Genomic DNA, 25562 nt, shown 5'->3' with positions numbered 1-25562 from the left:
CGGAGGCCTGAACAGGAATCGCGCTGGGCCGGATGCGGTTTCCGCAATATTGCGTGAGAGGATGGTTTAGCCGTGAGCGAACACGACACTTCAAGCGAGACCTTGGGCGAGCCCACTCGCCGCGATTTTCTATACCTGGCCACTGGCATGGCCGGCGTCGTCGGCGCCGCTGCCGCCGCCTGGCCGTTCATCGACCAGATGCGTCCCGACGCATCGACGCTCGCGCTCGCTTCGATCGAGGTCGATGTTTCCAGCCTCCAGCCCGGCATGTCGCTGACGGCGAAGTGGCGCGGTAAGCCGATCTTCATCCGCAACCGCACGGACAAGGAAGTGGAAGACGCCAAAGCCGTTCCGCTCGAAGACCTCAAGGATCCGGTCGCGCGCAACGCCAATCTCGCCACCGACGCCCAGGCCAATGATCTCGACCGCTCGGCCGGCGAGGGCAAGGAAAACTGGATCGTCATGATCGGTTCCTGCACCCATCTCGGCTGCGTTCCACTCGGCCAGGCCGGTGATTTCGGTGGCTGGTTCTGTCCCTGCCACGGCTCGCACTACGATACGGCCGGCCGTATCCGCAAAGGCCCGGCACCGGAAAACCTCCCCGTGCCGACCTTCTCGTTCGTTTCCGACACAGTTATCAAGATCGGTTGAGGGGACTACTGATAATGAGTGCTGATCATTCAACCTACACGCCAACGACAGGCATCGAGAAGTGGGTTGATTCCCGTCTCCCGCTGCCGCGCCTCGTCCACGACTCGTTCGTCTCCTATCCGGTTCCGCGCAACCTGAACTATGCCTACACCTTCGGCGCGATGCTGTCGGTGATGCTGATCGTCCAGATCCTGACCGGCGTCGTGCTGGCCATGCACTATGCAGCCGACACGGCCGTCGCCTTTAACTCGGTCGAAAAGATCATGCGCGACGTCAACCATGGCTGGCTGCTGCGCTACCTGCACGCCAACGGCGCGTCATTCTTCTTCATCGCGGTCTACCTCCACATCGCCCGCGGTCTCTACTACGGTTCCTACAAGGCGCCACGCGAGATCCTCTGGATCCTCGGCGTCGTCATCTATCTTCTGATGATGGCAACCGGTTTCATGGGCTACGTTCTGCCCTGGGGTCAGATGTCCTTCTGGGGCGCGACCGTTATCACCGGCTTCTTCTCGGCCTTCCCGCTGGTGGGTGAGTGGATCCAGCAGTTCCTGCTTGGCGGCTTCGCCGTCGACCAGCCGACGCTGAACCGCTTCTTCTCGCTGCACTACCTGCTGCCCTTCATGATCGCCGGCGTTGTCGTCCTGCACATCTGGGCCCTGCATGTCACCGGCCAGACCAACCCGACCGGCGTCGAAGTGAAGTCGAAGACCGACACCGTCGCCTTCACGCCCTATGCGACCCTGAAGGATGCGCTTGGCGTATCAGTCTTCCTGATCGTCTACGCCTGGTTCGTCTTCTACATGCCGAACTTCCTCGGCCATCCGGACAACTATATCCCGGCTGACGCGCTGAAGACCCCGGCACACATCGTTCCGGAATGGTACTACCTGCCGTTCTACGCGATGCTGCGCGCCATCACCTTCAGCATCGGACCGATCGACTCCAAGCTTGGCGGCGTTCTGGTGATGTTCGGCTCGATCCTGGTTCTGTTCTTCCTCCCTTGGCTCGACACGTCCAAGGTCCGCTCGGCCGTCTACCGCCCGTGGTACAAGCTGTTCTTCTGGATCTTCGTGGCTAACGCGATCATGCTCGGCTGGCTGGGTTCGCGCCCCGCAGAGGGCCTCTATGTCGTGATGTCGCAGCTTGGCACGCTGTACTACTTCGCGTTCTTCCTCGTCATCATGCCGGTTCTCGGCCTGATCGAAACGCCCAAGCGCATTCCGAACTCCATCACTGAAGCGGTGCTGGAAAAGCAGAAGGCAAAGGCGCAGCCGGCAACCGTACGCGCCTGATCAGAACAGTGATTGATAAGGAACCCACAACAATGAAAAAGCTTGTTACAGGCATTCTGTCACTCGCTGTCGTCGCCGGTCTCGGCCTGGGCGCCGCCGTTGCCCAGGAACCGGCAGGCGGGGAGGAGCACGCCACCAGCGGCACGCCGCACTTCCCGATCCACAAGCCGGAACAGCAGGATTGGACCTTTTCCGGTCCCTTCGGCCACTACGACAGGGGCCAGTTGCAGCGCGGCCTGAAGGTCTACACCGAAGTTTGTTCTGCCTGCCATTCGATGAACCTCGTTGCTTTCCGTACCCTGGAAGACCTGGGCTATTCCGAGGCCCAGGTGAAGGCGTTCGCGGCAAACTATGAAGTTCAGGACGGACCGAACGCGGACGGCGAGATGTTCACACGCAAGGCCGTTCCGTCGGATCATTTCCCGTCGCCGTTCCCGAACAAGGAAGCAGCGGCTGCCGCCAACAACGGCGCCGCTCCGCCGGACTTTTCGCTGATCGCGAAGGCGCGCGGCATCGAACGCGGCTTCCCGCAGTTCGTCTTCGACATGTTCTGGCCCTATCAGGAAGGCGGACCGGACTACATCCATTCGCTGCTGACCGGTTATCAGGAGCCGCCGGAAGGCATCCAGGTCGCGGAAGGTACGCACTACAACCCGTACTTCGCAAACGCTTCGGCGCTCGCCATGGCCCCGCCGATCTCCGACGACCAGGTCACCTATGATGACGGCACGCCGCAGACGGTCGACCAGTACGCAAAGGACGTTGCGGCATTCCTGATGTGGGCAGCTGAGCCGCATCTCGAGGATCGCAAGCGCACCGGCTTCATGGTCATGGTGTTCCTGCTCATCTTCACGGGCCTCATCTACCTGACGAAGAAGTCGGTTTACGCAAACAAGGAGCATTGATCGAAAATCCGGCAACGGCTGGATCGATCATCAGCAGAACTTCGCGGGCCCCGGTTCATCCGGGGCCTTTCGTTTGCCGGGATATCGTTCATGCTTCGACACGGATCCCGAAAGCGACCACCGAGCTCTCGACGCGCTGCGACAGCCGTCGTGGTTTCAATCGGCTACCGTCCAGTGCGGGTTCCAGACGATCTCCCAGAGATGGCCGTCCGGGTCGTGGAAATAACCCGAATACCCGCCCCAGACGCGGTCATGCGCCGGATCGGTAATGACTGCGCCGGCGCTCTCGGCCTGCTTCATGACGGCATCGACCTCTTCTTTCGATTTGACGATATGCCCGATCGATACCGCACCAAGCCGCACTGGCGGCGCGGTTATCTTCGCGTCCTTGGCAAGTGACGTCATCGGGAACAGCGCCAGGATGAGATCCTCGCCCATATGGAAGAAGACCACGGCACCATCTTCGAATTGCTGCCCGACAATTCCCTCCGTCGGCAATCCCATTCCATCGCGATAAAAGGCAAGAGACTTTTCGAGATCGCTCACGCCAAGGGTGAGGACTTTGATCCGCGGCTTCATTTGCGCCTCCTTGAGCGCAGCGCGCCTTATCCGACGCGCGTAGCTCATTGCAGCCTTTGATTTGCTGAATGATTTTGTCCCTAAATCGCAGCCGATTTAAGGGCCAGGAGCCTTTAGCGCCGCGCGACTTTTGAAAGGTCGGTGTAGCACTTTGAACCGCTGCAAGATCTTGTTCTCAGATCGATTCCAATCGAAAGATCATGCGGTAGCCGGCCTCTGATCCAGTAACCATCGGTTTCGCTGCCGCAAGGCATCTCCTTGCCAACGACAAGCACGAGATGACGGCGAAAAGAGCACCGCCAAACCCATAACGCTTCTGTCGTGCACCGACACGCAAGGGGGCGCTGTCGCGCGTGATGGCTGTATCCCACAACGCCAAAGTACAGAAAGCGCGCTGAGCGCGATCGACTGGACGAACCATGCTCGGCGTGCCGACGCCGCGTTGCTCGCGCCGGCGAGCACCACGTGGTTGCTTTTGCGATACGGCGGATACGAAAACGGCCCCATCTTATTGACGGGGCCGTTGCCTGGGAGGAGGTCTCCGCCGGATCAGTTGAAGCGGCCGGCCGCGTGGGCGAGCATCGTGTAGACCTTGCCCGTGTCGGACGTCAGATAGGTCTGCGTGATGCGCTTGTCGGGATCGTTCCGCGCGACATCGGCGAGCAGCTTTTCGAAGTCAGCGATATAGCGGTCCACCGCCGTCCGGAACTCCGGCTCGCGATCATACTTGCGCTTGATCTCATCGAATGTCTGCTGGCCCTTGAGCGTGTAGAGCCGGCGCGTGAACACGTCACGCTCGCCGCGCTGATAGCGCCGCCAGAGATCCACGGACGCGTCGTGGTCGATCGCCCGGGCGATGTCGACCGACAGCGAGTTCAACGACTCGACCACATGGCGCGGATTGCGGCTATCGCCGGGGCGCACCGAGGGCTGGCTTTCCGCCGGCCGCTGGCGTGCGGCGGCGGGAGCTTCTTCACGCGAGGCGGCGCGAAGCAGGTCACGCATCCAGCCGCCACCTTCTTCCGAGCGGTCCTCGGTCAGGTCCTTACGGGCAGGTTGCTGCGGGCGCGTGGCCTGATCCAGCCCAAGACTTCCACGCAAAGCAGGAGCCGGCGTTGGAGCTGGGGCCGGCGCTGGTCCAGGGGCCGGCTGCTCGCGCTGCTCCTGTGCGACCGGTTGCTGGACAGCGGGGCGAGGGGCAACAGGCGCGGGAGCATTCGAAACGGCCTGCTGGCGAACGGGTTGCGCGACCTCGAGCTGCGTGGAGGACTTGCCAATGATTTCGGAAAGCTCCTGCAGCGCCTTGATCTGTTCGGAGACGGCTCGCCGCATCATCGAGGCGTTCTCCTTTGCCTCTTCGGGCAGGTCGAAGGCACCGCGCTTCAGTTCCTCGCGGGTCATGTCGAGTTCCTTGCGGATCTCGTTGGCGGAGCGGCGGATATCGTCGGTCGCACCGCTGAAGCGGTTGATCGCCTCGTCGATTGCCTGGCGGACGGCCTCGCGCAGTTGGGCGGCGACGCCGTCAGACTTCTTGCCGCTTTCTGCCAGCATGCGCTCGATGTCGGACACCGAGGCACCGACACTGCCGCGCAGGCGAGACGCCACTTCCTTGGAGCGTTCCTCGGCGTTTGCGAAGGCGCCCTCGATCGAATGACCGGCATCCTCGCCAGCCTTGGCGATCGCTTGGCGAAGCGCCTCGGAGGCGCTGAGCGCGCGGCCCTCCACCTGCGACAGGGTCTTGTTGACATCGGCGAACGAGTTTTCGACGCCCGAGCGCAACGTGTTGGCGATCTGGCGGGTCCGCTCCTCGGCACGGGCGAAGACGCCTTCGACCGACGCCCCGGCTTCCTCACCAGCCTGTGCCAGCGTGTTGCGCATGGCCTCGGCGGCTTCGTTCGCACGCTGTTCGGTGCTCGACAGCAGGCGGCCAACGTCTGCGAAGGAGGACTGAATGCCATTGCGAAGATTGCCGGCGACCTGGCCGGAGCGCTCTTCGGCGCGCTGGAAGGCGCCATCGACGAAGCCTTCCAGGGCCCGCATCGTGCGTTCAATTTCCTCCGAGCGCTGCACCAGGCCGACGGAAAGGGTCCGCAATGCGCCCTGGCGCTCTTCGAGCGTGCTGACCAGGTTCGACTGGGCGGCGGCCAGCAGGTCGGACGCCTGGCCGAGAACCTTCGAATGATCCTCGAAGCGACCGACGATCCCGCCGATTTGAGAAAGCGTCGAGCCAGCGATGTCGGACAACTTGTCGACCCGGCCTTCGATGAGGCGCGCGGAACTCGACAGCATGTCGGACGCCTGCCGTGTCGTTTCCGAGAACTTCGATGCCGTCGCCTCGAGCCGCTGATCCATGTCGCCGAGATTGTCGCTCGCCTGGTCGATGACGGTGGCGATCGCCGAGTTGTTGGCCGCGAGCTGGTCGATCAGCCCCATTGCGGTCGACTGGAGGCGGTTCTCGACCATCTTCATGGCTTTGGCCGTCTCTTCAGCGCGCAGCGTGATGGCGTTCAACGTTTCGTCGGTCCGCTCGGTAATCGCGTTGATGAGCGCGGCGTTTTCGGCGCGGAGGCGATCCGCGCTTTCCTGGGTGAGGGCAGCGATCCGCTCGGCGGCTTCCTTACCGGTTGCCGCATACTGCTCGATGACGGGCCGTGCCTGCTCGTCGAGAAGGCGGGACAGTTCGAGCGAGCGGCCGGCGAGCATCGAATTGAGTTCGCGGGTGCGTTCGTCGAGCGTGCTGCGGATGGCCTGGCCGCGGGCCTCAAGGGCCTTTTCCGCATCCAAGAGGCTCTGCTGGATACCCTGAGCGTGGCTCGCCACCTGGTTATGGGTGGAGGCCAGCCGGGCGGTTGCCGTATCCGCGGCGTCCGTAACCGAGCGGACGAGGTCGGCATGGCGGGCGGCCGTGGCCGATGCGGTCTGCTCGATCGAAGTCGCGAATTCGGCGTTGCGTGCGGCAAGCGCGTCGGCGAAATCCGTGCCGGCCCTGGACAAGAGATCGGCCGAACGTGCAGCTTCCGCGTCAAGTTCCTGCGCCGCGCTGCTTACCGCACCGCGCAGGCTCGTTACGAGGGCCGCTGCCTTGCCCTCTATCGTCCGGTTGACGTTTTCGAGACCGATGTTGAGTGCACGATCCATCGTACCGAGCCGCTCTTCGATGCGGCCCGTGCCGGCTTCGATCGCCGTGGAGATGCGGGCTGCAGCCGTCTCGCTGATCCGATCGATCTCCCCGGCGCGCTCGCCAAGGCTATCGGCGATCCGCTGTCCGGCATTGTCGACGATGGTGTTGACGCTGCCGACACTATCGCGAATTCGCTCATCGAGCGAACCGAGGCTCGTTTCGATGCGCGAGCCAGCATCGTCGACGATCGCGTTGACGTTGCTGACGCTGCCGCGAATCCGCTCTTCGAGCGAACCAAGGCTCGTTTCGATACGCGCGCCGGTGTCCTCGACGATCGCATTGACGTTGCCGACGCTGCCGCGGATGCGCTCTTCTACGGCGCCAAGGCGGTTCTCTATGCGGATACCCGTGTCGTCCACAATCCCGCTGACAGTGCCGACGGTGCCGCGAATACGCTCCTCAAGTGAACCGAGGCTCGTTTCGATGCGCGAACCGGCTTCATCGACGAATGCGTTGACGTTACCAACGCTGCCCTGAACGCGATTTTCGAGCGAGCCGAGGCTCGCCTCGATGCGGGCTCCGGTATCGTCGAGACGGCTGTTGATGCCGTTGATCGAAATGTCGACGCGGTTGGTGAGCGTGTCGGCAGCGAGGCTGATCTGGTCGGCCGTCTCGGCAAGCCGCTCCGCGATATTGCCGGTGGTGGAGCGCATGCGCGCATCGAGCGCTTCCGCGCTGCGGTCGATAACGCCGGCCATCGACGTCTGTCGCTCCTCGAGCGACATTTCCAGCATGCAGGCGCTGGTGGCGAGCGTGGTCGCGATCGCCATGGACTGATCGGAGAGCAGATCCTCGAGCTGTTCGCGGCCCTGGCCGACGGCCAGATTGATCGCATGGATCCGATCGTCGAGCGTCGCCCGTATCTGGTCATGCGTCGTCGTGAGCGTGTCACGCAGATGCTCGGTCTTGCCGGAAAGCGCCTGTTCGATTTCTGCCGCCTTGCCGGCGAGGGAGGCGGTCGCTTCGGACGTGCGGGCAGTGAGCGCTTCGGCGATCTCGGCGCTGGTGCCGGTCAAGGCGTCCGAAATCTTGCCGACGCGGCCGCTCAGATCTTCGGCGATGCGCGCGCTTGTTTCGGTAAGGGTGCCGGCGATCTGGCTGACGCGGCTGCCGAGGTTCTCGGCCACCTCCGAGACGCTTTGCGAAAGCTTGTTCTCGATCTCACCGACGCGGTCCGTCATTGTCTCGGCAACGGCCATTGCGCGGAACGTCAGGTTGTCGGCAACGTCTTCGGCGTGGCGGCTGAGCGTGTCCGCCATTTCATTGGCGCGGGCCGAGATCGTCGAGTTGATCTGCGTTGCGCGCTCCGAAAGGATGCCATCGAGCGCCGTCGTCTGGTTTGCAAGCGCATCGGTGATCGCGTCGCCACGCTGCGACAGCACGCCTTCGAGCGCCTGGGTCTGGCTGCTGAGCGCTTCGGAGATCGCCTGTCCGCGCTCGGAGAGAACGCGCTCCAGCCGATCGGCGGTTCCGGCGACGGCACCTTCGACGAGGCTGGCGCCGGAGGTGAGGGCGGTCGAGATGGCGGCAGTGCGCTCCGAAAGCGTGTTGTCCAGGCGATGCTGGCTTGCCGCGATCGCGCTGGTGATTTCGTCGGTCGTGCCTGTGAGCGTCTGTTCGATCCGCGCATGAGCCGACTGCAGGCCGTCGATGAAGGCGGATGTGCGCGAATCAAGCCCCTCAGTCAGGCGCTGCTCGCTGGTCGTGAGCGCATCGGCAAGCGCATCGGCGCGCCGCCCGAAGCCATTTTCGATCCGTTCCTGCGCCTCGGTAAGCGCGCCCATCAGCGAGCCAGTCTTCTCGGAAAGCACGCTCTCGATACGCTCCTGCGCACCACCAATGAGGTTGCCGAGCTCGGACGTGCGGCTGCCGATGCTTTCCTCGATGAAATCCTGGGTCGCGCCAAGCGCGGTGGCAAGCGTCAGCGACTGGTCGGAAAGCGCCGAACCGATCTTCTCGACGCCGCTATCGAGCGCGGTGCCGATCGCCTCAGAGCCGCCGGAAACGGTCTCGTTGATCCGGTGCAGGCTTTCCATCAGCTTGGTGTCGAGCAGGTTCGCGCGCTTGTCGAAGGCACTTGCGAATTCATGGAAGCGCTCGTCGAAGGCGGTCGCCAACTGGCCGACGGTGGTCTGCAGCTTCTCTTCAAAGAAGCCGCCGCGGAGATCGAGATCCATGATCGCGTCGTCGGCGCTTGTCTTGAGACTCTGCCTGAAGCTTGCGCCCTTTTCGTCGAGGGCGGAATTGAGCGAGGCAAGCATGTCGTCGAGCCCGCCGGCGATTGCCTGCTGACCAACGCTCAGGCTCTCGTTGAGGTCGCGGGTCCGTGCGATAAGCGTTTCGTTGAGCTGGCGCGCACGCTCGTTGAGCGCAGCATTCAGTTTTTCGGTATTGGCGTCGAGGGTCGAAGCGCGGGTCTCGAACTGGCCGAGCAACTGCTCGCCGCGTTTCTCCAGGGTCTCGCTCAATGCGTCGAGCCGCGCATCGAACTCGTTGCTGAGCGCAACCCCTGCCGTCGTCAGTCCGGAAAGGAGCGCATCGGTGCGGGTCGACAGCATCGTGCTGATGGTCTGCAGCGCGTTTTCCGACCTTTCGCTGAGGGCGGCGGACCGCGTATCGATCAAGGAAGCAAAGGCTTCGCCGGACAAGGCGATGCGCGAGGCAATATCCTCGCTCGCCAGTTCCAGGTCGTCTTTCAGCTTGGTGTGGGCACCGGCGATCGAGGTGCGGATACGGTCGGCGTGGCCGATGATCGCTTCCCGCTCAAGTCCGAGCTCCTGCACGAGGGTGCGGACGCGAAGTTCGTTTTCGCTGTAGCTGCGTTCAAGCGCATTGACCTCGGAGTGAACCAGCGTTTCGAGCTCCGTCGCGCGTGCGATGGTCCGCTCGATTCCTTCGTTCATCGCCGACACTTCGCGACGGACGGCCTGGCCGACGGTCATCACGCGGTCGGCGGCGGTCGTTTCCGGCTCGGCAAGACGCAGGGCGACCTCCGCCATCGAGCGCGCCGCATTGCGCATGTCCTGCGCTCTCGCAAGCATGATGGCAAAGGAGAAGAACAGCATCACGGGCAGGGCGATGCCGATGAGAACACCAATTGCACCCGGCGTCGCGGCGAGATCGGGAAGCGAACGGATCTGCCAGATCTGCGGTGCGTAAAGGAGATGGGCGATGGCGAGACCAGCGAAGGCCCAGAGCAGCGATACCAGCGCAGCAGTGCGGATTGCCGCGCGGCTGGTGCGGACTTCGAGCGACCGCAGCATCGCGGCTGGCGATCGGCGCGTATCGTCATTGGCCGGCGAAAGCGGCGGTTGCTTCGGAGCCGGCTCCGGTGCGAGGCTGCGTACTGCCTTCGGCGCTTCCTGCTGCGCCTTTGGAGCCTGCGCCTGATCAGATGCTGCGGCCGCCTGCTTGCTGGGCTCAGACACGGTTTCCTCCGGTTCATCCAAGGAAGTCTTGTCATTCAGAGCCGACTTGAGGTCGTCAAAGTCGATTTTCAGGGCCGCTTCCAATGCCTGGAACGCCTTTTCGTCGATCGACTCACTGCTCTTTTTCGTCGCCATAGGGATACGCCTCACTACTATTGCCCGCCGATGGCCATCTCCAAGGCGCCGCGGAGGCACCCGAAGACATCCGAAACAGGGCGGTGACACCAGGGGACACGCGCCACATTCGCGAAATACCCTGCCTGATCACCCATTCCATTGCATCGATGGATAGCCGGAACTAAGGCCTCTCGGCACCGTGCACAGAGCTTATCCACCGGAACAGTTGCCACTTTCGTACGCAATCACGTTCCAAACCGTATCGTAGTGACACATTAGCCAGGTTCTTACAATTAAGCGCAATCGGCATTCATTAAAATCCTAATGATTTCTTAACAGAATGACGGCTTTCCGGTGCGAAAAGCCAAGGAAATCAGCCCGTTTAACGTCCATTAACCATTTCCCCAGATTCCTGCGCCGCTTACATCGCGCTTTAAGCCGATGGCAGCGGCGCCGGTCGATGATCCACGCATGCTCTATGCGGCATGACAGCGCCGGCGAACGTGACACCTATTGACAGGAAACTGACCCATGGCGGCACTCAAGATAGCCTTCGAGGCACCGGACAACCCCGGAAGTTCATCCCTCGGCAAAAAGCCCATCGATTTCGCCCAGCTCGGCAAGCAGACGATGGGGGACAAGGAACTGGAGATCGAAGTTCTCCAACTTTTCGCGCGGCAGGCGCGCCAAGCGGTGGCCGAGATCGCTGCAGGTGACGCCGACCGGCGCGTGCAGGCTGCGCATCGCTTGAAGGGCGCGGCACTCGCCGTCGGAGCCGTCGACGTCGCAGAGGCGGCTGCTGCGATCGAGCGCGAACCCGGTAACGCGATCCTTGCCGGAGCGCTCGGCGCGGCGGTGCTCGTGACCGAGCTTTTCATTCTGAAGCTTTGCCGCTGACTTTGCGGGGGCCAGCGTAACTTAGACGCCCTTCGTGGCCGTGCCGACGCGCATGTGCCACGGGGCGCTGCCGGCTGTTGTTGACTGGCTGGCCAATTTGTTGGAAGAACGTGCGCAGAATTCGCGCCGTCGCCGTCTGCTGCAGCAGGATCTCGCGCTGGCGGCCAGACCTACCAATCCATTCCGGAAAGTGAAATGACAAAACTTACGATCGTAGCCTTTGACGGCACGCGCCACGAACTCGATGTCGAGAACGGCTCCACGGTCATGGAGAATGCGGTTCGCAATTCTGTGCCGGGCATCGAAGCCGAATGCGGCGGCGCCTGCGCCTGCGCGACCTGTCACGTCTATGTCGACGACGAGTGGGCGGCTGCCGTCGGCGCGCCGGAGGCAATGGAAGAAGACATGCTCGACTTCGCCTATGACGTGCGCCCCACGTCGCGGCTTTCCTGTCAGATCAAGATGAGTGAGGCTCTGGACGGACTGGTCGTCCATGTGCCGGAACGCCAGGCCTGATTCCGGCGGCCACTCCGGGATAGCACGCAAAAAAATGCCTCGCTGGTCGCGTCGACGAGCGAGGCAAGGAGGGCGTATCGCAGACAGATGAGGGAGGGAACATCTGCTGCACCAGGACACGCCAGGAGAACCTGTTTTTGCTTCATTGCTTCGGCGCTCAATTAAAAGCCTGAAGCAACAAGGCGAAACCGAAATAAAGTCTCATAAGAGTACGACGTCTTACTACCGACCGACAGCTAAACGCGCATCTCGTCGAGAAGTTGAACTTCAAATCAACCTCTCATCTCATAGTAACAATATAGCTGAGTCGGCGTCCCACTGCCATCGTTAGAATTCGCCAATAAAATACCGTGGGTTTTGCGCAGCCGCCTTGCGCACGCCCAGATTATAGTCACCCTGTTCTTGGGGTGCGATTTTTTGCTTTTTCAACAGAGCGGGTGGTCGCTTTGCGAACCACAGTGCAAGGCGCGGAAAGCAGGACGGACTCAGCGCCCGCCTTTGAGGCTTTCCAGTCGGTATTGCAGCAACCGGATCATACGGCGATCGAAGTTTGCGGCCTCAGTGCGGTCAAAGCGTGCCTGATCCTTGTCGTGCTTTTCGACTTCGTCCGCGCTCGTTCGAGCCACTTTCGCTTGCATACGCTCGCAGTCTGCTTCCGGTTTCAGGGCAAGAAACGCCTTTTCCATCTGGCGTGCATGATTGCGGGCGATCTCCGCATGCCGTTCCTCATGACGCTTTATGTCGCTTGCGAGCGTATCCCAGACCAAGGCGAGATCACGCCCGGCCTGCTTGCGATATTTCCAGCGCGGCAGGATGATACGCGTGTTGAGCGTCACGCGTGCCGTACCGATGGCGCAGCGCCCGCCACGGCTGACATAGGTGATCGAGCCACCGAACTTGATCCGCGTCGCTCCCGGGTGGCGCGCGCCGGTGCTTGCCATCTGAGGGCCGGCCGCAGCAAGTGCCTTGTCCAGTTCAGCAGCCGTGCGACCGCCGATCGAGAAGTAGGTGAAGCTCTTGCTGAACACGGTCTCTGCCGCGGCGCTCCCCAACGGCAGGCCGACGAGGAGCGCGACGAGAGCGGCTTTCAGTGGAACGCTTACTCGGTACATCAATGCGTGGTTCTCTTTGGTTGAACTTCGTTGAAGCTTGGGGCATAGCCAGCGCGAGCGCAACACAAATCGACTGGGGATGCCGCGCGGAACTCTCGGAGTAGCTTGAAGAAAGCGTCACAACTCTTTGATATTGAACAGGCTGATCTATGCTTGGTGAGGCCAGCAATATGACAGACTAATCGGCATTGCGGGATAACGGGAACATGACGATCACTCCATTTCAGGTGTCTCGCTGGAAATTGGCGCACGGGCGCAATCTCGAACTAGGACCGCGTGGCGTTTTGATGGCGATCATCAATGTCACGCCGGATTCATTCTCCGACGGCGGGCGTCTCATCGACGCCGCTGCCGCCGTTAACGCGGGGCTGCGTGCGGTGGAGCAGGGTGCTGAAATCCTCGATATCGGTGGCGAATCCACCCGCCCGGATGCCGCGCCCGTGACTGCGGCGGAGGAGCAGGCGCGCATCCTTCCGGTGATCGCGGGGCTCGCTCGAGAAACCGACGCGATTATTTCCGTCGACACTTACCGCGCCGAAACGGCGCGGCTTGCCGTGGAAGCGGGCGCACACATCGTCAATGATGTGCACGGCTTGCAGCGCGAACCGGCGATCGCGGATGTCGCGGCGGCAACCGGCGCAGGGCTCTGCATCATGCACACAGGCCGCGACCGGAAGAAGCTCGACGATGTTGTCGACGACCAGTTTCATTTTCTCGATCGATCGCTTGAGATCGCGGCCCGGGCCGGCATCACGCGCGATAGGATCGTACTCGATCCGGGTTTCGGTTTCGCCAAGGATACCGATGAAAATCTCGAACTGATGGCACGCTTCGGCGAGCTCCATCGTTTCGGCTTGCCGATCTTGGTCGGAACGTCGCGCAAGCGCTTCATCGGCGCGGTCACCGGACGAGACGCACCGGCGCGTGACATCGGAACGGCGGCGACGACTGCGCTGCTCAGGGCTGCCGGCGCTGCGATTTTTCGCGTGCATGATGTCGCATTCAACAGGGATGCGCTGGTGATGGCAGATGCTATGCTGGCCGCAAAGAACAGCCGACGGGATACGAAGCCATGACTGCGACCTACATCATCACCTTGAAGAATTGCGCTTTCTTCGCCCGGCACGGCGTGCTCGACGAGGAGGAGTTTCTCGGGCAGCGCTTCTTCGTTGATGCCGAGCTCGAGGTAGAGCAGGGCACGGCGCTCGCGGAGGATTGCATCGACGACACCGTGCACTACGGCATCGCCTTTGCGGAAATCGAGAGAATCATCACCGGTCGCCGGCGCTACCTGATCGAAGCGCTGGCGCTCGAGGTTGCGAAGACCCTTTGTGCACGCTTCCGGCAAATCCGACGCGCGAAGGTGTCTATCCGAAAGCCGAACGCGCCTGTCCCCGGCGTGCTGGACTATGTGGAAGTCACGGTCGAGCATGTCGCAGAGTAAGACCTGGCGGCGCGCGACCCTCGGTCTCGGCGGCAACCTCGGTGATCCGCCGCGGACGATGGCTGAGGCTTTGCGCGCGCTCGACAAAAGATCGGATTGCAGAATTACCGCCGTGTCGCGCCTCTACCGAACACCGCCCTGGGGCAAAACCGATCAGGCCTGGTTCTTCAACGCCTGCGCCGAGGTGGAGACGGCGCTCGATCCCGAAGCGCTGCTCCACACCTGCCTTGATATCGAGCGGGCGATGAAGCGGATTCGCAAGGAACGCTGGGGGCCCCGCACGATCGATATCGACGTGCTGACCTTCGCCGGAGTGAACTCAGCGAGCGAAAAACTGGAACTGCCGCACCCGCGCATGACGGCGCGCGGTTTCGTGCTGATGCCGCTTGCCGACTTCGCGGCCGACCTTTCAATAGAAGGGCGTACCGTCCGCGAGTGGCTGAACGATGCCGATGTCACCGGAATTGAAGTCGCGGATAGCGATGCCGAATGGTGGCGCAGACTTAGCTGAACGCTCTTGCAGAAGCGCCCGGTGCCAAGACCGGGCTGCCTGCACAGCCTTCCGTCGCTACTTGATCGAGCCGACGGCGATATTGTCCATTTGCCGGTTGAGGTTGACGCCGATGACCGGAATCATTGTCTCCTCGACCTTGACGGAGATCGTGATGTTCATGGTCTCCGCGTCCTGCAGCCGGGCGATCATCGCGCCATTGAGCTGCTTGCGGTTGATTCCGACGACGACCTTGTCCTTGGCAACATTGCCCGAGACCACGTCGAGCCCCTTGCCGTCGGCACCGTCGAGGAACTTGCCCGTATAGCTGCTACCCTTCTGCGTTATCATGGCGGACATCGGCTGCTTGAAGACGCCGACCCGGCAGAAGCCTTCCAGCTTGATTCCGGCATCTGCACCTGCCGTCGGTTCGCCGGTAAGGTCGCAGGTAAATTTCGTGCCTTTGTATTTGCCGGCGACGATCTCGCCGGGACCTTTCCACTGGCCGGCCACTTTCTCGAAAAAAGCCTTGTCGCGGGCGCCGGACGACGCCGGCGTCGCAAGACCGACAGTGGCAGCAAGCGCAAAAGCGGCAACGCCGCGAACGATCAAAGAAGGGCGCGAGAACATAATCGATCCTTGATGGGTCAACGTCCGAAATTGGCAACCACATTTGCGCTGAAATGGTTAACGGACAGTTTCTTTGTCGCTCATATACGTGCCGGTCCGCCCGGATATCGCCGCACGAAAAGCGCCGTTCGCGCCGCTCACGCCGGCCTCACCGGGAATTGCGTCGATGAGGGCAGACGTGTTTTTGAAACTCTGTCGCCGCCTGTTACGTCACTGTAATATCGCGGGAGGTCTCTGACATGGCGACGGCGATAGATAAGCAGAAGCATGACATCAACCTGCAGCGGACGACGATTCGTCGGCATGGCCTCATGACGCGGATCACGCACTGGACCTGGGCGGTCGCGCTGTTCTTCCTGCTCCTCAGCGGATTGCAGATCTTCAACGCCCACCCGTCGCTTTATATCGGCGAGCAATCCGGGTTCGCATTCGACAACAGCGTGCTGTCGATCCGCGCTGTCAGGGGAGCCGACGGTAATGCCGAGGGTCTCACGACGTTGCTCGGTCGACCTATCGATACCACAGGCCTGCTCGGTGTCAGCGGGCCGGAGGACGGCCGCACGTATCAGGCGTTTCCGGCCTGGCTGACTGTGCCCTCCTATCATGATCTTGCGACGGGCAGGATCGTGCATTTCTTCTTCGCTTGGCTGTTCGCGGCCGCGTTTGCCTCATGGTTTGTTGCGAGCCTGATCAACGGCCATCTGCGGTGCGATATCCTGCCGACTTTCTCGGATATTCGCGGCTTGCCGGGCAGCTTCGTCGAGCATCTGCGGTTTCGTTTTCATCATGGCCGTTCTTACAACGGTCTTCAGAAAATTTCCTATGCGATTGTTCTTCTGGTGCTTTTCCCGCTGATGATCCTGACGGGCCTGACGATGTCACCGGGAATGAACGCCGCTGTGCCCTTGCTCACGGAGATATTCGGCGGCCGCCAGACGGCGCGCACCATCCATTTCGCTGTCATGCTGCTGCTCGTCGGCTTCTTTGCGATCCACATCTTCATGGTCTTTGCCGCCGGACCGATCAACGAGATGCGCTCCATGGTCACCGGGCGGTACCGGATCGATCGGGAGGCAGGCGAAGGGGGAACCGAACGATGAGCCGGATCATCATCAACCGTAGGCGGCTTTTGACCGTAGCGGGTGTCGCAGCCTCGACGTTGCCCCTTGTTGGATGCGATGCGTTGGACGAGATGCTGTCCAGCGAAGCTACGGCACGTGGTTTAATGGCCAAGGCGAATAGCCTGACCTACCGCGTCCAGCGCTTCCTTATCGGCGCTGACAGTCTGGCAAAGGAATATTCGGCAAGTGAAATCCGGCAGGGCCAAAGGCCGAACGGCTCGACTGATCCGACGGATGCCACTTACATCGCTCTCCGGGATGGCGCTTTCGCCGGCTACCGTTTGAGCGTCGGCGGACTTGTCGACCGGCCTCTCAGCCTGTCGCTCGATGAATTGCGCAACATGCCCTCACGCACGCAAGTCACCAGGCATGATTGTGTAGAAGGTTGGAGCTGCATCGCGAAGTGGACGGGCGTTCCGCTCGCCGCCGTTCTGGATGAAGCGAGAGCAAAGCCGGAAGCTCGCTACGTCGTGTTTCGATGCTTCGACACCATGGATCTCGGCCTCTCCGGGGAGGTCGCCTACTACGAGTCGATCGACATGCTCGACGCCCGTCACCCACAGACGATCCTGGCATATGGCTTGAACGGAGAGCCGCTCCCGATTGCGAACGGCGCCCCCTTGCGGGTGCGGATAGAGCGTCAGCTCGGATACAAGATGGCGAAATACATCCGCTCGATCGAGCTCGCCTCCGACCTCGCACCGTACGGCCAGGGGAAGGGCGGTTTCTGGGAGGACCTCGGCTATGACTGGTATGCGGGCATCTAGCGGCGACAGGATCAGCTCTCGGGTCGATCTTGCGAACGAGATGCACCGGGCGCCAGATCGGAGAGGAAGTCCCCGATCCCAGGTCGCTTGAGCGCGCGGAACGGCATGGGCCGGCACAGGTCCATCGCCGCTATCCCGATACGCGCGGTCATCAGTCCGTTGATAACGCCTTCGCCAAGACGCGCGGAGAGTTTGGATGCGAGGCCGTGGCCGAGAACCTGTTGGATGAGGCTGTCGCCGGCGGCGATCGAGCCCGTGACGGCAAGATGGGCGATGACGTCGCGCATGAGCCGCAGCATGCCGAGCGTGCCCGGGCGACCACCGTAGAGTTCCGCCATCGCACGGATCATCCGCGCCGATTCGTAGAGAACATAGCCGAGATCGACGAGCGCGCGCGGACTTACGGCTGTCACGATCGACACGCGTTTCGAGGCAGCCAGAATGATCCGGCGCGCTTCGCGGTCAAGCGGCGTCAGCAATTCCCGCTCGGTCAATTCGATAAGATGAGGGCCGTCGATGATCTCGCCCTCGGTTTCCGCAAGACGCGCCCGGCCTTTTGCCGTGCGCGGATTGGCGGCCAGCAAATGTACGAGCCGCGCGGTTGCTGCGCGCGCGGTCTTGCTGCTGGCCACAGCTTCACCGACATCCTTTTTCAATTGCTGTATCGCCGTCAGCTGCATCATGCCGAAAAGTTCGCGCACAATGACGACCAGGAAGGCGAGGGCGCCGATCGCGACGACGGCGATCGCCCCGTAGCCAAGCCAATCGGCCCGGGAAAAGAGGTCGCGAACCAGGCGATCGACCCACAATCCCAAGGCAAGCGAAAGCAGTATCCCCAGCGCGCCCACCGCCACCTTGCCGAAGGACAGCCGACGGCGACGCGGGCTTGCTTCCGGCAGGTTGAGCGCCTCGATCGCCGCAGTCGTCTCGATGAATGGATCTTCTGCATCAGGCGTCATGACGACCTGGTCGCTGAAGCTTGCCGGCGCACGTCGTTGTTGCCGCTCCGTGCGTCCGGTCTGCTCGTCCGGCTCGACGTTGAAGGCGGCCGGCTTGCGCCCACGGTTCTTGAAATCGTCACTCATGCCAGGCGGTCTCCGAGCAGAAACTGCATCGCACCATCGAGCCGGATATGCGGTACAGAGAGTTTCAATCCGCCGCGCGTCTCGTCGAGAGGCGGCGGGCGGAAGCGCACGAAGTTCAGCTCAGGCATCGCACGCTCCGCCTCCGTGGATTTCGAAACCTTATGCCCATTCATTGGCTCAAAAAGGACTTCAGGATCTTCCGGTAAGTCACCGGGAAATATCGCTGTCTTTCTTTCACCGTCGAATACGTCGCCATTTATCCTCTCGCCGGCGATCGGGGTGCCGACGATCACCGGGAGCGTATGGCCGTCGTGGCTCACCGTCGCCTCGCGCGTCGCGCGGACGGATGCAAGCGCCATCACTTCAAGACCTGCGCCGCTCATACCTATGCGTTCAGCCGCGCGGCTGACGAGCCGGGCAGTGATGCGCTCGAGCCGGTCGTGGCTCTCGTGGTGCAAGTGGTCGGCCTTGGTCGCGGCGATCAGGACCCGATCGATGCGGCGAGTGAACAGGGACGAAAGCCAGGAATTGGTGCCGGGCCGGAAGCAGGCGAGCACGTCGGCGAGCGCCTGTTCCAGATCACTCAGCGCTTCCTGCCCGCGATTGATCGCCTGCAGGGCGTCGACTAGCACGATCTGGCGGTCGAGACGGGCGAAGTGTTCGCGGAAGAAAGGGCTTACGACGTGGGTCTTGTACGCCTCGTACCGGCGTTCCATCATCGCCCAGAGAGACCCTTTCGGCGCCCGGCCCTGAGGTAGATCCGGAAGGGGCGAGAAGGTCAGCGCCGGCGACCCCTCGAGGTCTCCGGGCATCAGGAAGCGCCCCGGCGGCAGAGTCGAGAGGGATCGGTCGTCGGCCTTGCAGGCTTGAAGATAGGCGGTGAAGCTTTCGGCAATCCGCCGAGCGCTGCCCTCGTCGGCTGCCACAGTCGCACCGCTCACCGAAGCAAGCGCCAGCCATTCGCGCGAAAGAGTTGCGCGCGTACCGGCGCGCGCCCGGCGCACCGTGCTCTCGCTGAACTCACGGAAATCCTGCCCAAGCAGGGGCAGATCAAGCAGCCATTCCCCCGGATAGTCGACGATGTCTATCGAGAGCCGCCCGGGCGAAAACATCCGGTTCCAGCCGCTGGCGCTTTCATAGTCGAGCGTGATGCGCAGCTGCGAAATCGCCCTCGTCGAATCCGGCCAGACCCGATCTCTGACGAGGGCGGCGATGTGGTCCTCGTATTGGAAGCGCGGCACCGCATCGTCAGGCTGCGGCTCCAGCCGGACCTTCGAGACGCGTCCGGATCGGATGGGTTCGAACACCGGCAGGCGGCCACCGTTCAGCAAATTGTGCACCAGCGAGGAAATGAAAACGGTCTTGCCGGCGCGCGACAGGCCCGTGACTCCGAGCCGGACTGCGGGATTGACGAGCCCGGATGCGCGATCGGCAAGATTGTCCAACACAATCAGGGCATCATCTTTGAAGCTGCTCAAAATAGGCGCCAAGTCTGTCCGTTCCTCGGGACTGAAACCGTCGACATGAGAATCTTCCGCTCACCTGCAGCCACTAAAGACGCCGCGCACATGCTTGGCCGAGCTGCGATATAGGAAATCTTTCCGCCACTGCAACGACATAGCCGGATTTTCAGGTCACGGCACGATTTCGTCACGGTTTTCCCGGCTCCTCCGCCATGGGCAGCAACAGCGCCGAAAGTCGCGCCAACCATCTGGCACCGGCGCTCGGGGGTGCCGAAAAGTCGATGACTGCCAACGCGGCCGGGGGATAGCCGTCCACGAGAACCCTGTCCGCAGCCTCATTGCCAAGCAGTCGGCGAAACAATTCCTCGATCATGGGATTGTGACCAATGAGCATCAGCGAGGCTAGCCCGGAGTTTGCTTCGAGAATCTCGGCGTAGACGTTCATGGATCCCGTATAAAGCGCATCGATGTAGCGAAGATCGATGTCCTCACCGAGCGCTCGGTAAAGCGGTTCGGCGGTCTGGCGACACCGCACCGCGGTCGAGCACAGGATCAGGTCGGGCCGCATGCCATTGTCGGCAGCGCGCTGGGCAACTAGTTCCGCCTCGGCATAGCCGGTATCGTCAAGCGCGCGGTCGAAATCCCGCTGACCTGGCAGCGCCCAGCCCGAACGGGCGTGGCGGAGAAGAAAAAGCCGAAATGCCGGGGCGACGCTGTCTTGCATGTATTGTCCGGGCGATCAAGTCGCCAAGGGTTGGAGGCATCTGTCTACTGCCTGTTCCCTTAACCGTAGCCGATTTAAGGGTAAGGGACATACAGCAATTCAAGGTCCTACAGCGCCCATTTGCACGTCTCAGACGCGCGGCGCTGGAGGCCGGATCCAGTCGCGGGTCCGGCGGGATCGGTACCTTGTCCCGCTGCCGCAGCAAAGATCAAGCCGTCGGCTTACGTTTTCCGCGGAACCCACGGCTATTGAATTGACGCCCAAGGCACACCAGATGTCGCAATCCGATATCTTGCAGGCATCGGAACGCAGTTTGCAGGTAGGACGGCCGAGCTTATTCGGCGATCAAGACTCTGTGTGTAATTTTGATGAAATATTCGCCAGTTAGCCTGAAATGCAAGCATTAGTAAAATGCGGTTGAGTGTCTGGCACAAGGCTTGAATCAGAGCTTCCATGGGTCTATACACCGCCGCAATGAGATGTTCTTCAGGAGAATCGCGTTGAGTGAGAAGATCGATCTTAGTACCTTTGTCCTCTCCGAGGACGAGGAATTCATGAATGCCAACCACCGGGCATATTTTCGTGCAAAGTTGAATGCCTGGAAAAATGATATCCTTCGCGAAGCCCGCGAGACACTGGACCACTTGGCAGAGGAGAGCGCCAACCATCCGGACCTCGCGGACCGAGCTTCTTCCGAAACAGACCGGGCCATCGAATTGCGCGCCCGGGACCGGCAACGGAAACTGATCGCCAAGATAGATGCTGCACTGCAGCGGCTTGACGAAGGCACCTACGGTTACTGCGAGGAAACGGGCGAGCCGATCGGTTTAAAGCGGCTCGACGCCCGGCCGATTGCAACCCTCTCGATCGAGGCGCAGGAGCGTCACGAGCGTCGCGAGAAAGTCTATCGGGACGAATAACGGAGACAGGTTCTTCCTGGTCTGAAAAAACGGCGCGGCCAACCGCGCCGTTTTTCTTTACGGGATTACTCTTTACGGGATGACCTGGGCCAACAAACTTTCCGCCAATCTACAGGGCTGTGCGTCCAATCGGACGTGTAGATGTAGGTGATCGTTCGCCGCGAATGGAATCGCCTCACGCGGTTCCGGCCGTGCTCAGGGTTTACGCCCGGCGGAAATGTCGGCAAGCATGCGGGTCATTTCCTCTTCGATCGTCGGTTCCTTGCGGATATTGTCCGGAGTACCGCCGAGCAAGGGTTCATGACGCCCGCCCGCAACTGGCCGGCTCTCTGCCTGAGGCCCAACGGAGGGCGCCAGCCGCTGGAGATCGCCGCTGATCTCCGCATCCAGAATCCGCTCGAAATCCGAAACCCTGTCCGACGCAGCCGGTTGAACCGGCATCGGCTGATTCTGTCCCGCCGGCACGGAGGCCGCTTGTGAGGCCGCTTGCGTTAAGGCCTGTTGCATTGGCGCCTGCTCGCGCCGCGGCGCCACTGGCAGCACTCGCTCCCGAGCGACGTCGAAAATATCTTCCGCACGTTCTATGGCGGAAACCGTGGGGACCGGGGACACCGGGGGCGACACCCTGGCTGGCGGTTGCTGGAGTGGTTGCGCCACTGTCGTGGGTCTTTGCTCCGCGGCAAGGCGGATCGGCGGTGCTGGGTCCACGCGGGGAGCGGCTGCCTGCTCCCGCTCTTCGGCGCGCACCGCAGGCCGCTCCTCGACGGCTGCTGTCGATTCCGCCGCAGCCGGAACCTGCGCCGGCGCGGGTTTCGACTCGGGTCGCGGCGCAGCCTTCGGCGCCTCGGCGACTTTTTGCTCCACGGCGACGGCGGCGCCGGTCTGTGCCGGCAGGGCACCGTCCGGCGCAATTCGACTTTCGACGACGATGTCAGTCGGGCCGCCGATCATGATGAGATGTTCGACATCATCGCGGCGAACAAGCACCAGCCGACGGCGCGCGTCGACCGCAGCGGCGTCGAGGACGGCGAGTCTCGGCTGTCTGTTCTTGCCGCCGCGCACAAAGGGGGAGGAGGGTCTGTGGCGCATGATCCAAAGGACGGCTACAAGGCACAAAAGTCCGACGGCAACGGCCGCGGCGGCGATGATGAATCGGCTGCCGTTGTCCCCGACAAGGTTTTCGATCATAGGCTGAACTCCTTCTGCCTCCCCCGCATGTCAATATTTGACGGCTTTTTTCGGGCCGGCACAAGCTTGCGCCCGACATTCCCTGTGAATTGACCGGGATGCTTCCGCAGAGACGCTTTTTGCTGTTATCTCTGATTGTTAAAGATGATTCCAGTTCGATGATCCGAACGCGGGAAAGGCACTTGCGGATTTCGCGAAACGTTGGTCGGACGCCGGCTACTGCATGATTCCTTAAGCCGGGATCGATTTAAGGATAAATTGTGCAGCAACGCAGAGGACTGCAGCGAGCCTTGCACGCCTGAACACGGAGCACGGCGCTGTCTATGATGTGCAGAGGTGGTCGCGCGCGGCCGCGGCGGCAGGTGAGGACCCGATGACGAAATTGCGGCAGTCAGGTGACTACCAGATGCCGGTTGTTGACCGCGGCGTCCGGCCGGGCACGGTCTTGCGGATTATCCTGCTGGCGATCGTGCTCACTGCGTCGGCGGCCGCCTTCGTCGTCTTCAAGAGCCAGCTCGAGAACGAGATCGTTCTCGGAATCCTCGGCGTGCTGGCGATGGTCGGCATATTCTTCCTGGTCTCGTCGGTGATCGGTTTCATCGAAGTCATGCCGCAGACGCGTCCCGACGAGCTCGCGCGTGCCTTTCTCGATGCCCACGAAGACGGCACGGTCGTCACCGATCGCAGGGGGCGGATCATCTATGCCAATGCCGCCTATGGCGCGCTGACCGGGGCCAAGAGCGCTGCCGGCATCCAGTCGCTCGAGGCCATTCTCTCCAGGAACCGCGAAGCGACCGAAGCGATCTATCGGCTCACCAACGGTCTCCACGAAGGCAAGAAGGGCCACGAGGAATTCCGGCTGCTGAAGCCGCTCGCAAACGGCGCCTCGATCGCGTCCGGTGCCCACTGGTTCCGCCTGAAGGCCCGCGTGCTGCCGCTGGAGGACAGCGACAAAAACCCGCTCTATCTCTGGCAGATCGCCGATATCACCGCCGAACGCGACGACCAGGAGCGTTTCTTCAAAGAACTGCAGAACGCGATCGACTATCTCGATCACGCCCCGGCGGGCTTCTTCTCGGCCGGACGCAAAGGCGAGATCTTCTACATCAACGCCACCCTTGCCGATTGGCTCGGCATCGATCTCACGAAGTTTCAACCGGGATCGGTCAGCATTGCCGATGTGGTTGCCGGCGAAGGGCTTGCGCTCGTTCAGTCGGTTCAGGCCGAGCCGGGCCTCAAGAAGACGAAGGTGCTCGACCTCGATCTGCGCAAGGCCAATGGCCAGAGCCTGCCGGTACGCCTGATCCACCGCGTCTCGTCGACCCGTGACGGCGCGCCTGGCGAAAGCCGGACGATTGTCATGTCGCGTGAAGGCGATGATGGCGATCAGTCGGCCTCGAACGCCGCCATGCGCTTCACGCGTTTCTTCAACAACACGCCGATGGCGATCGCCTCCGTCGACGGCGACGGGCGGATACTGAGGACCAACGCGCCGTTCCTGAAGCTGTTTGCAGGTCTCGTTTCACAGGACGACGTCGAGCGCGGCGCGCTGATCGAAACGGTCGTGCATGAATCGGAAAAGGGCCGCCTACAGGAAGCGCTTGCGGCGGCGAAGGACCGGCAGAGCGACATCGCGCCGATCGACGCCTTGCATCCAAGCGACGAGGCGCGGCATTTCCGCTTCTACGTCAACGCCGTGATCGACCAGAGCGATCAGGCGCCCGAGGAGGCGGCAATCATCTACGCGCTGGAGATCACCGAGCAGAAGGCGCTCGAGACCCAGATGGCGCAGACGCAGAAGATGAACGCCGTCGGGACGCTCGCAGGCGGCATCGCCCACGATTTCAACAACGTGCTGACCGCGATCCTGCTTTCCTCCGACCACCTCCTGCTATCGGCGCGGCCCGCCGATGCGACCTTCGCCGACCTGATGGAAATCAAGCGCAACGCCAATCGTGCCGCCGTGCTCGTGCGGCAACTGCTTGCCTTCTCGCGCAAGCAGACGATGCGCCCGACCGTGCTCAACCTCACGGACGTCATCGGCGATCTGCGCATGCTGGTCGACCGGATGACCGGCACCAATGTCAAGGTCGAGGTTGACTACGGCCGGGACCTTTGGCCCGTGAGGACCGATCTCGGCCAATTCGAGCAGGTGCTGCTCAATCTCGCTGTCAACGCACGCGACGCCATGCCAGAAGGCGGAACGATCACGCTCAGGACGAGAAATCTGCCGGCAAGCGAGGTGGCGGCACTCGGACGCCGGGAACTGCCGGAGGACGACTTCGTGATGGTCGAGGTTGCCGACCAGGGCACCGGCATTCCGCAGGAGATCATGGACAAGATCTTCGAGCCCTTCTTCACGACCAAGGAAGTCGGCAAGGGCACCGGCCTCGGCCTTTCGATGGTCTACGGCATCGTCAAACAGTCGGGCGGCTATATCTATCCGGAGTCGGAAGTCGGGAAAGGCACCACGTTCCGCATTCTGCTGCCGCGCCATGTCGAGGAAGTCCGCGAGGAAGCCGTACCTGGAGTGTCGTCAGGAACCGAGGTGCCGATGCCGGCAGCCAGCAACCTGGTGGTGGCGCCCGCGCCCAAGGCGGAATCGGAGCCAGCGGACCTCACCGGCGATTCCGCCGTCGTGCTGCTGGTCGAGGACGAGGAAGCGGTGCGCCGCGGCGGCAAGCGCATGCTCGAAACGCGCGGTTATACCGTTCACGAGGCCGGATCGGGCGTTGAAGCGCTCGACATCATGGATGAACTCAACGGAGCGGTCGACATCGTCGTATCGGACGTGGTGATGCCGGAGATGGACGGACCGACGCTGTTGCGCGAACTGCGCAAGAAATACCCGGATTTGAAGTTCATCTTCGTGTCGGGCTACGCGGAAGACGCTTTTGCGCGCAACCTCCCGGCCGACGCGAAATTCGGTTTCCTACCGAAGCCATTCTCGCTGAAACAACTGGCCGTGGCCGTTCGCGAGATGCTGGATTCCTGATCGGGCGCTGGTGTCCGGCGCATGAAAAAGGCCCGGTGCAGTGCCGGGCCTTCT

21 protein-coding genes are annotated in these 25562 nt (G+C 62.0%); 13 read left to right on the top strand and 8 right to left on the bottom strand.

Annotation, left to right across the window (positions count from 1 at the left end):
• Window positions 1-72: 72 nt before the first annotated feature.
• From petA to QA637_RS07680, 3 genes are read left to right on the top strand one after another with little or no spacing between them, the layout of a single operon-like run.
• Complete coding sequence (gene petA / locus QA637_RS07690) at window positions 73-651, top strand: ubiquinol-cytochrome c reductase iron-sulfur subunit (protein ID WP_184108749.1); 579 nt, start codon at window positions 73-75, stop codon at window positions 649-651.
• 14 nt (window positions 652-665) lie between these two features.
• Window positions 666-1946, top strand: a complete 1281-nt coding sequence (locus QA637_RS07685) for a cytochrome b (protein WP_153440891.1) — start codon at window positions 666-668, stop codon at window positions 1944-1946.
• 32 nt (window positions 1947-1978) lie between these two features.
• Window positions 1979-2851 carry a cytochrome c1 gene (locus tag QA637_RS07680; RefSeq protein WP_153440892.1) on the top strand — a complete coding sequence of 291 codons (873 nt, stop codon included), beginning with the start codon at window positions 1979-1981 and terminating at the stop codon, window positions 2849-2851.
• A gap of 156 nt (window positions 2852-3007) precedes the next feature.
• Here QA637_RS07680 and QA637_RS07675 read toward each other — a convergent pair whose 3' ends face one another.
• Entirely contained in the window at window positions 3008-3430 is a 423-nt protein-coding gene (locus QA637_RS07675) for a VOC family protein (RefSeq protein WP_283064616.1), read from the bottom strand.
• Between the two features lie 549 nt (window positions 3431-3979).
• Entirely contained in the window at window positions 3980-10174 is a 6195-nt protein-coding gene (locus tag QA637_RS07670) for an apolipoprotein A-IV repeat region-like domain-containing protein (RefSeq protein ID WP_283064614.1), read from the bottom strand.
• A gap of 513 nt (window positions 10175-10687) precedes the next feature.
• Here QA637_RS07670 and QA637_RS07665 point away from each other — a divergent pair.
• The 3 genes from QA637_RS07665 to QA637_RS07655 are packed head-to-tail and all read left to right on the top strand — an operon-like array spanning window position 10688 to window position 11569.
• Entirely contained in the window at window positions 10688-11053 is a 366-nt protein-coding gene (locus QA637_RS07665; RefSeq protein ID WP_283064613.1) for an Hpt domain-containing protein, read from the top strand.
• A 34-nt stretch (window positions 11054-11087) separates the two neighbouring features.
• Window positions 11088-11252: a hypothetical protein gene (locus tag QA637_RS07660; protein ID WP_153440896.1), complete on the top strand. Its 165-nt coding sequence runs from the start codon at window positions 11088-11090 to the stop codon at window positions 11250-11252.
• Window positions 11249-11569: a 2Fe-2S iron-sulfur cluster-binding protein gene (locus tag QA637_RS07655; protein ID WP_136505576.1), complete on the top strand. Its 321-nt coding sequence runs from the start codon at window positions 11249-11251 to the stop codon at window positions 11567-11569. Before QA637_RS07660 ends, QA637_RS07655 begins: the two co-directional genes overlap by 4 nt.
• A gap of 485 nt (window positions 11570-12054) precedes the next feature.
• On the opposite strand, the gene QA637_RS07650 is transcribed toward QA637_RS07655, so the two are convergent.
• The gene (locus QA637_RS07650) at window positions 12055-12681 is read right to left on the bottom strand and encodes a DUF922 domain-containing Zn-dependent protease (RefSeq protein WP_283064611.1); all 627 of its coding nucleotides are present in this window, start codon (window positions 12679-12681) and stop codon (window positions 12055-12057) included.
• Between the two features lie 206 nt (window positions 12682-12887).
• On the opposite strand from QA637_RS07650, the gene folP reads away from it, so the two are divergent.
• The 3 genes from folP to folK are packed head-to-tail and all read left to right on the top strand — an operon-like array spanning window position 12888 to window position 14636.
• Window positions 12888-13757 (top strand): dihydropteroate synthase, encoded by an 870-nt coding sequence (gene folP / locus QA637_RS07645; protein WP_283064610.1) that lies wholly within the window; start codon window positions 12888-12890, stop codon window positions 13755-13757.
• A complete protein-coding gene (folB, locus tag QA637_RS07640; protein ID WP_283064609.1) occupies window positions 13754-14125 on the top strand; it encodes a dihydroneopterin aldolase in 372 nt (123 codons plus the stop codon). Before folP ends, folB begins: the two co-directional genes overlap by 4 nt.
• Window positions 14112-14636: a 2-amino-4-hydroxy-6-hydroxymethyldihydropteridine diphosphokinase gene (gene folK, locus QA637_RS07635; protein WP_283064608.1), complete on the top strand. Its 525-nt coding sequence runs from the start codon at window positions 14112-14114 to the stop codon at window positions 14634-14636. Before folB ends, folK begins: the two co-directional genes overlap by 14 nt.
• A 57-nt stretch (window positions 14637-14693) precedes the next feature.
• Here the strand turns inward: folK and QA637_RS07630 are convergent, their stop codons facing one another.
• Window positions 14694-15245: a hypothetical protein gene (locus QA637_RS07630; RefSeq protein WP_283064607.1), complete on the bottom strand. Its 552-nt coding sequence runs from the start codon at window positions 15243-15245 to the stop codon at window positions 14694-14696.
• A 239-nt stretch (window positions 15246-15484) separates the two neighbouring features.
• On the opposite strand from QA637_RS07630, the gene QA637_RS07625 reads away from it, so the two are divergent.
• Together QA637_RS07625 and QA637_RS07620 are read left to right on the top strand one after the other, a co-directional pair.
• On the top strand, window positions 15485-16345 hold the full coding sequence (locus QA637_RS07625) for a cytochrome b/b6 domain-containing protein (protein WP_428843124.1): 861 nt from the start codon (window positions 15485-15487) through the stop codon (window positions 16343-16345).
• Window positions 16342-17133, top strand: a complete 792-nt coding sequence (locus tag QA637_RS07620) for a molybdopterin-binding protein (RefSeq protein ID WP_283064606.1) — start codon at window positions 16342-16344, stop codon at window positions 17131-17133. Before QA637_RS07625 ends, QA637_RS07620 begins: the two co-directional genes overlap by 4 nt.
• An 11-nt stretch (window positions 17134-17144) precedes the next feature.
• Here the strand turns inward: QA637_RS07620 and QA637_RS07615 are convergent, their stop codons facing one another.
• The 3 genes from QA637_RS07615 to QA637_RS07605 form a co-directional block, all read right to left on the bottom strand.
• The gene (locus QA637_RS07615; protein ID WP_283064605.1) at window positions 17145-18218 is read right to left on the bottom strand and encodes a YcjF family protein; all 1074 of its coding nucleotides are present in this window, start codon (window positions 18216-18218) and stop codon (window positions 17145-17147) included.
• Window positions 18215-19708 (bottom strand): YcjX family GTP-binding protein, encoded by a 1494-nt coding sequence (locus QA637_RS07610; protein WP_283064603.1) that lies wholly within the window; start codon window positions 19706-19708, stop codon window positions 18215-18217. The genes QA637_RS07615 and QA637_RS07610 overlap by 4 nt, the downstream gene beginning before the upstream one ends.
• 160 nt (window positions 19709-19868) lie before the next feature.
• A complete protein-coding gene (locus QA637_RS07605; RefSeq protein ID WP_283064601.1) occupies window positions 19869-20405 on the bottom strand; it encodes a SixA phosphatase family protein in 537 nt (178 codons plus the stop codon).
• A gap of 500 nt (window positions 20406-20905) precedes the next feature.
• Here QA637_RS07605 and dksA point away from each other — a divergent pair, with 500 nt between their 5' ends.
• Window positions 20906-21325 (top strand): RNA polymerase-binding protein DksA, encoded by a 420-nt coding sequence (dksA, locus tag QA637_RS07600; protein WP_136505565.1) that lies wholly within the window; start codon window positions 20906-20908, stop codon window positions 21323-21325.
• 195 nt (window positions 21326-21520) lie between these two features.
• Here the strand turns inward: dksA and QA637_RS07595 are convergent, their stop codons facing one another.
• On the bottom strand, window positions 21521-22513 hold the full coding sequence (locus QA637_RS07595; protein ID WP_283064598.1) for a flagellar biosynthetic protein FliO: 993 nt from the start codon (window positions 22511-22513) through the stop codon (window positions 21521-21523).
• Between the two features lie 373 nt (window positions 22514-22886).
• Between QA637_RS07595 and cckA the strand changes: the two genes are divergently transcribed.
• Window positions 22887-25508, top strand: coding sequence for a cell cycle histidine kinase CckA (gene cckA, locus QA637_RS07590; protein WP_283064596.1), 2622 nt, complete (start codon window positions 22887-22889; stop codon window positions 25506-25508).
• Window positions 25509-25562: the final 54 nt, after the last annotated feature.

It is taken from the genome of Sinorhizobium terangae (assembly GCF_029714365.1).
Lineage (GTDB): Bacteria > Pseudomonadota > Alphaproteobacteria > Rhizobiales > Rhizobiaceae > Sinorhizobium > Sinorhizobium terangae.
Note: the sequence above shows the minus strand (reverse complement) of the source record. Positions and strands in the feature narration are given on the sequence as shown.

What these genes read in the sequence shown, in the direction of transcription:
- QA637_RS07685 (WP_153440891.1), top strand. Translation starts at nt 666, where the DNA reads ATGAGTGCTGATCATTCAACCTACACGCCAACGACAGGCATCGAGAAG.
- QA637_RS07680 (WP_153440892.1), top strand. Translation starts at nt 1,979, where the DNA reads ATGAAAAAGCTTGTTACAGGCATTCTGTCACTCGCTGTCGTCGCCGGT.
- QA637_RS07675 (WP_283064616.1), bottom strand. Translation starts at nt 3,430, where the DNA reads ATGAAGCCGCGGATCAAAGTCCTCACCCTTGGCGTGAGCGATCTCGAA.
- QA637_RS07670 (WP_283064614.1), bottom strand. Translation starts at nt 10,174, where the DNA reads ATGGCGACGAAAAAGAGCAGTGAGTCGATCGACGAAAAGGCGTTCCAG.
- QA637_RS07665 (WP_283064613.1), top strand. Translation starts at nt 10,688, where the DNA reads ATGGCGGCACTCAAGATAGCCTTCGAGGCACCGGACAACCCCGGAAGT.
- QA637_RS07655 (WP_136505576.1), top strand. Translation starts at nt 11,249, where the DNA reads ATGACAAAACTTACGATCGTAGCCTTTGACGGCACGCGCCACGAACTC.
- QA637_RS07650 (WP_283064611.1), bottom strand. Translation starts at nt 12,681, where the DNA reads ATGTACCGAGTAAGCGTTCCACTGAAAGCCGCTCTCGTCGCGCTCCTC.
- folP (WP_283064610.1), top strand. Translation starts at nt 12,888, where the DNA reads ATGACGATCACTCCATTTCAGGTGTCTCGCTGGAAATTGGCGCACGGG.
- folB (WP_283064609.1), top strand. Translation starts at nt 13,754, where the DNA reads ATGACTGCGACCTACATCATCACCTTGAAGAATTGCGCTTTCTTCGCC.
- folK (WP_283064608.1), top strand. Translation starts at nt 14,112, where the DNA reads ATGTCGCAGAGTAAGACCTGGCGGCGCGCGACCCTCGGTCTCGGCGGC.
- QA637_RS07630 (WP_283064607.1), bottom strand. Translation starts at nt 15,245, where the DNA reads ATGTTCTCGCGCCCTTCTTTGATCGTTCGCGGCGTTGCCGCTTTTGCG.
- QA637_RS07625 (WP_428843124.1), top strand. Translation starts at nt 15,485, where the DNA reads ATGGCGACGGCGATAGATAAGCAGAAGCATGACATCAACCTGCAGCGG.
- QA637_RS07620 (WP_283064606.1), top strand. Translation starts at nt 16,342, where the DNA reads ATGAGCCGGATCATCATCAACCGTAGGCGGCTTTTGACCGTAGCGGGT.
- QA637_RS07615 (WP_283064605.1), bottom strand. Translation starts at nt 18,218, where the DNA reads ATGAGTGACGATTTCAAGAACCGTGGGCGCAAGCCGGCCGCCTTCAAC.
- QA637_RS07605 (WP_283064601.1), bottom strand. Translation starts at nt 20,405, where the DNA reads ATGCAAGACAGCGTCGCCCCGGCATTTCGGCTTTTTCTTCTCCGCCAC.
- QA637_RS07595 (WP_283064598.1), bottom strand. Translation starts at nt 22,513, where the DNA reads ATGATCGAAAACCTTGTCGGGGACAACGGCAGCCGATTCATCATCGCC.
- cckA (WP_283064596.1), top strand. Translation starts at nt 22,887, where the DNA reads ATGACGAAATTGCGGCAGTCAGGTGACTACCAGATGCCGGTTGTTGAC.